7 protein-coding genes are annotated in these 5631 nt (G+C 42.5%); all 7 read right to left on the bottom strand.

Annotated features, from left to right (window positions below):
• Positions 1–158: 158 nt before the first annotated feature.
• Entirely contained in the window at positions 159–422 is a 264-nt protein-coding gene (locus tag VZ94_RS17355) for a hypothetical protein (protein ID WP_045780185.1), read from the bottom strand.
• A 3-nt stretch (positions 423–425) separates the two neighbouring features.
• Positions 426–1367, bottom strand: coding sequence for a transposase (locus VZ94_RS17350; RefSeq protein ID WP_045780184.1), 942 nt, complete (start codon positions 1365–1367; stop codon positions 426–428).
• A 152-nt stretch (positions 1368–1519) separates the two neighbouring features.
• The gene (locus VZ94_RS17345) at positions 1520–3103 is read right to left on the bottom strand and encodes an anti-phage dCTP deaminase (RefSeq protein ID WP_082081774.1); all 1584 of its coding nucleotides are present in this window, start codon (positions 3101–3103) and stop codon (positions 1520–1522) included.
• A gap of 66 nt (positions 3104–3169) precedes the next feature.
• Positions 3170–3613, bottom strand: coding sequence for a type II toxin-antitoxin system MqsA family antitoxin (locus VZ94_RS17340; protein ID WP_052700696.1), 444 nt, complete (start codon positions 3611–3613; stop codon positions 3170–3172).
• 24 nt (positions 3614–3637) lie between these two features.
• Positions 3638–3943 (bottom strand): type II toxin-antitoxin system MqsR family toxin, encoded by a 306-nt coding sequence (locus tag VZ94_RS17335; RefSeq protein ID WP_045780183.1) that lies wholly within the window; start codon positions 3941–3943, stop codon positions 3638–3640.
• A 54-nt stretch (positions 3944–3997) separates the two neighbouring features.
• A complete protein-coding gene (locus VZ94_RS31060; protein ID WP_275575314.1) occupies positions 3998–4768 on the bottom strand; it encodes a ribonucleotide reductase barrel domain-containing protein in 771 nt (256 codons plus the stop codon).
• Positions 4741–5631, bottom strand: an 891-nt coding sequence (locus tag VZ94_RS31055; protein WP_275575313.1) for a ribonucleotide reductase barrel domain-containing protein, incomplete at its 5' end; no start/stop codon positions are given. The genes VZ94_RS31055 and VZ94_RS31060, both read right to left, overlap by 28 nt.

Below are 5631 nucleotides of genomic sequence, written 5' to 3'. Positions count from 1 at the left end.
GGGACAATGCTGTTGAATTAAGCAATATGTACTAACATCTTAAAATTAAAAATATTTAAATATCAATTGGTTATGTATTAAAGCTGAAAGAGATTGAACTGTGTTTAATGTTAAGTCAACAGTATTGAGGGGGGGGATGCTTACAAGTGTAGGTTTTTTCACTCACAACCTCCCATCACGCAAGCAGTTAAGGATGTCTTGTAGCTATCTGGCAACATGGGCCATGCTTCAGGTCGTCCGGGTTTGACGGGAAGAAGCTGATGGTTAAGCAAAGCCGCAATAATCAAAGACCAACCGTGTTGGAAAATACCCACTATCCGCCAGCGTTTTCCGCGCCGCCTTACCGTACCAGGAACCGAAGGTCCTTTAATATCTAACGGTGTGTCGGTTTGAGCTTCCGCCTCACCTCCGACTGACAACAACCACTAGGTCGATATAGCGATCGCCATCCACAATCGTCCGGCACGTTCAGGATCATCCATACGCGTATGTTGCCATTGCCAACCGCTTCGCTTGCTATGTTTGAACTCCTGTTCTATCCAAGCCCTCAAACCGTACCAACAAGCATCCGCGCATTCAGGTGGTAAATCGGTCAAGACCAACCAGGGGTCTTTATATTCGTCACCCCAGTAACCCAACAAGGTGCAATCTAACTGTGTTTTCTTACCGGTAAATGCGGTTCCTTGGCCTTGCCAGCGCTTACCCTTGGCGGGGACGAGCTTGGAAAATGGCTGCCAATGAAACCAACCTTGGGGACGAAATGAACCTTGGGTGTTGACGCGCAGAAAGGGATGCCATTTCAGTTCTACGATGGCTTCAAATAACCATTTCGCGTATAAGCCACGGTCTGCCAACACAATCACCGTCCAACCGTTAGGCACAAGGCCTCTAAATTGCTTCAACAACGCCAGCCATTCCGGTTTCCATGCGTGTTTCTCATTGGCCTTCAAGACCTTCCAGGCGACCGGTACGGCGCAGCCGCGATAGACAACACTGATGACCAGCACCACAAAACGTTGCCCTAAACTGGTCGCATCTGCAGCAATAGCCAGTTGCTTTCCTTGCCAGCCCTCTAATATCCATGCGAGCCAAGGCGCCCAACACAAAGTGACATCGAGTTCAGTGCGGTGTTTCCCGGCCTTCGCCTCCGTCTCTCGATAGCTATCGCGCAATCTCTCTCGCACGGTATTGAAGGATTGGCCTAACAACGGTGCCAGCATATCGGCCACGGCGGTCAAACTGCATGAACGCGCGAGGATCATGCCAAAACTCCATAACGCCAAACCAAACGCCTGGGGTTTGCTGAGCGACGGAAAACGCATGGCTATCGTTTCGGCCCATTGGTATAGCTCTGGATTACGAGACATGGTGCTACCTCCCCGTATAAAACATCCTATGTTACGACAACATCATGTTTCACTCTTCTTTTTTTAAAAACCTACACTTGTAAGGGGGGATGGGCTAATCTAGCTAATTTCAGGTGTTATACAAATTACAGAGATATCTGTATGTTTGTGGGTTAGAATGTGCCAAGAACATTTTTTTTCCAATTAGGCCATTGCTTAACATGTGCACCAAGTTTTTTGATAAGGCCAGTAAGCTCATCTGATGGTGTTGTTATGTCAAGATTATCAATTGACTCTGATAATTTTCCTATCGCAGCAATTTCTCTTTCTAAATAAGAAACAGGAAGAAGCTGGGAGCGCAAGCTAGCAGTTTTTCTATCAAACTGAGTTACAGTTCCATCACTGGACTTCCTTTTTATTGGATATGCGAGACCAACATCAGTTGAAAATAGCGTAAAGAAGCTTCTAGGACCAACGCCAACAAATGGTTCAAATCGAACTTTTTTCTCATTATCTTTTTTTAAACCAATATGAATAGCATCGTTATGGAGGTCAAATGCTTTGCTCTTAGGGTATGGTTCTACGAATACAACGCGTTCGATGCCTGCCGCTATAATGTGTTTTGCACAGTTATGACATGGGAAAGTAGTGCTAAACAGAGTTGCAGATTTAGTACTTACGTTTCTTCTAGCACAAGATAAAATTGCTTCCATTTCAGCATGAACAGCACGCCCATATTCGGTGATAGATCTTATATTGCTCGTACTTAGTATTGAGGTAATTTTACTTTCTTGCTCTTCATTAAGATTAAGGTCTTTTTTAATTTGTATTGCTATATCACTTATTATACTTTTTCTCTCTATTGCGTTTTGATCGCATCCACGCATATAGTCTCGACCATTATCCTCATCGGTTAGCTTTCCTTCAGAATTATAATCAGGCCAATATAAACCACCTCCAAACTTAGGTACATCGTTAGCACCGGAAGCGATCAAATCACCATTTTTCGCAATTACCGCACCAACTTGCCTTGAAAGGTCGGCTGATCTTAGAGCTGATGAGAAAGCCATAAACATGCTAAACTCATCGAATGTAGGTGTAAGATTAGGATGACCGAAAATTAAATCTACAAAACGCCAAAGATCATACTTAGTTTTATCTTGTGAAGAATCAAGATGTACAAAGAAATCCGCCAAATGAAATGTTTCCCGTGTCTGTTGACCAAAAGGATGTTTCTCATTTTTATCACGTTCTATTAAGGATTTTGCATCATCTTCTTTCATTTCAAGATCTTCACATAAGTATTTAAGCCTTCGTTCCTCTTCTGAGTAGACACCAATTAAGTAAAATCCTGATGAATATAAATAGCGAAGCCTATGGACTTCTTCTGGGGTTTTTAATGAATTTATAATGAATGCTGTTTTGGGTGATGGCTCTCTTTCTTGGACGTTAGGAATTTCTGACCTATTCTGAAATATTCTCGCAGAAACACCATTAGCAAGAATCCCTTTGTCCTGTGCTTTTTCTCGTATTTCGTTACCACAATCCATTAATTGACTAATTCGTTGATATTGCTCCCTAGTGTTAATGGCTTTATTGCATAGAGGCGAAATTACCTCTGAAGAAATTCTGATTGTTTTTGTTTCATATTCAAAATGTTGCAAATGAGTTTTTAGAAAGCTTTCTATTGGTGCTAGGTTTGTTCCTACAGCAGCTACCAGGCCAACAACTAATTCAGAGTTTTTATATAAGCTCATAATTCTAAAATTCTAAAAATAAAAATTCTTACTATTTCAATTTCAGTGCGGGGTAAGGAAGGAGCCTCAACAAAAATCTTGATGACTTGGCAATTTAGAGGTTCCTACATCACGCCGCTTTAATGCGTCGAACGCTAGCGGAAATTCCAAAGCAATACGCATTAATTTATCCATTGCCACGCTTTGGATTACTTCTCCGCGTTCGTATTTTGAAAAAGCGTTGATACCGCCGCCAAATATTTTAGCGGCATCTTGTTGGGTTAGGTTGAGTTGATTTCTTAAATCTAAAATCTCCTGGCCGGTTAATAAACCATCCATTTTTCGCCACGCATCACGCAGACGGCAATCATTGCGTTTGATTTGGTCGGGAAATATCACTTCGTAACCACAGTGTTGGCATACGGAATAGTCCACTTCAACCCAAAATTCTTGGCCTTTTCGCTTAAATTGTTCAGCTTCGCTACGGACAGCAAACTCAGTTGAGCGGCATTCGGGACATTGGTGATTCATAATGGCGATGAATAGGAATAAGTTTTACAAATGAAACGAGCCAATCTCTACGATTTCAATATTTTCTGCGTCAATTAGGCGCAGCTTGATAAAAATTCTATCGAATGACTGGTCGTTTTTGTTTGCAGTTTTTTTGATGTACACATCAAAAACTGCGTCTGAATATCGTTCCGTTTTGCGGTAATCCTTAGCTGTCAAGTAACTAAGACAGGCGGTTACATCGTCTAAGGTGTAACCGAGATTAGCTATATCTTTGTACACCTTACGGCCACGGTAACTCACTTGTTGTTTTAACACCGCTTCACGCACCGCATTTAGATCATATTCCATTAAACTATACTCCCTTTTAACCATAATGGTTAGTCAATTTAGGGTTATCCCCCATCAAAACTTCCCGTAATACCCCTCTTTCAATGCGTCAAACAAGTTAGCGGCGCTATGTAATTCACCGTCGTATTCGACTTCTTCATTGCCTTTTAACTCTACCGTCGTGCCATCTTCTAAGGTGAATTGATACGTCGTGTTTTCCAGGTCTGATTCTTTGACTAACACGCCTTGGAACACTTCTGGGTTAAAGCGGAAGGTGGTGCAGCCTTTTAAGCCTTGCTGGTAGGCGTATTGGTAAATCGATTTAAAGTCTTCGTAAGGGTAATCCGTAGGCACGTTAGCGGTTTTGGAAATAGACGAGTCTATCCATTTTTGCGCGGCGGCTTGTATGTCTACGTGTTGTTTAGGCGTTACATCATCAGCGGCGATGAAATAATCCGGTAATTGTGCTTTAGGGTCATCGCTGTATGGCATGGCTTTAGGATTGATTAAATGCCGATATGCCAATAATTCGTAAGAATAGACATCGACTTTTTCTTTAGATTTTTTACCGGCACGGATGATGTTGCGCGAGTAGTGGTGCGCGAAACTGGGTTCTATGCCGTTGCTAGCGTTATTGGCTAGCGATAATGAAATCGTACCGGTAGGCGCAATAGAGCTGTGATGGGTAAAGCGAGCGCCTTTTTCGGCTAATTGCTCTACTAATTCAGGTTCGATGTTCGCTAATTGCTGCATATAACGGCTGTATTTTGCATGTAAGATACGGCCGGGAACCTCATCGCCAATTTGATAGCCATCGTCTACCATTTCTGGACGTAAGCGCAGCATTTTCGCCGGTGACGGTGAAGTTTTGCTGTAAAATCGGTGCCGGGCCTTTTTTCTTCGGCGAGTGCTAAGGCAGCTTTCCAGCCTTCTACGGCTAAAACTTGCGTGACTTCTTCGGTAAATTCTAGTGAATCGGCATCGCCATATTTCATGCCTAGCATCGTGATAGTTGAACCTAAGCCTAAATAACCCATGCCATGACGACGTTTGCTAACGATTTCATCGCGTTGCTGAGCTAACGGTAAACCATTTAATTCAACTACGTTATCGAGCATACGGGTAAAAATGCGTATGGTTTTACGGTAGCTATCCCAGTCGAAAGACGCGCGGCGACTAAACGGATGCTGGATAAAACGGGTAAGGTTGATTGAACCTAACAAACATGAACCGTAAGGGGGTAATGGCTGTTCGCCGCATTGTCCTGTTACTAGACCATTAAATATTACAGTATTATTGTCGTGTTGCGTGGTATCAAACACTGCTTCTTTACCAACATAGCTTATTTCGAGTATTTTGCTTTGGTATTTTTGGGTTTGATTAAGTTTTTTATCTTTCTTCCAGTTATGATATTTTTGGTTTTTGGCATCGCCAATAAAACCGATTTCCGACATGAATACCTCTCTTGAGCTGCCGTCAATAATCAATTCGTAGTCTGACTGGCAAAGATATAACTTCATGCCACCTTTACCATCTGGCAACATTCGCTCAGAAGATTCCCGGCGTTTTTTTATACGGCAGAAAATGCCGAAATTACTAAGTAGGATTTGTACGTCTTTAAGCAATTCCGTATATGACGATGCGAGGCGAACAGAACAGGACATACTGGCACCCGATATATTCACCGTACCATCCGCTTGAAATAGCGC

It is taken from the genome of Methylocucumis oryzae, assembly GCF_000963695.1.
GTDB classification, from domain to species: domain Bacteria; phylum Pseudomonadota; class Gammaproteobacteria; order Methylococcales; family Methylomonadaceae; genus Methylovulum; species Methylovulum oryzae.
This window is presented reverse-complemented; position numbering and strand designations above follow the sequence as displayed.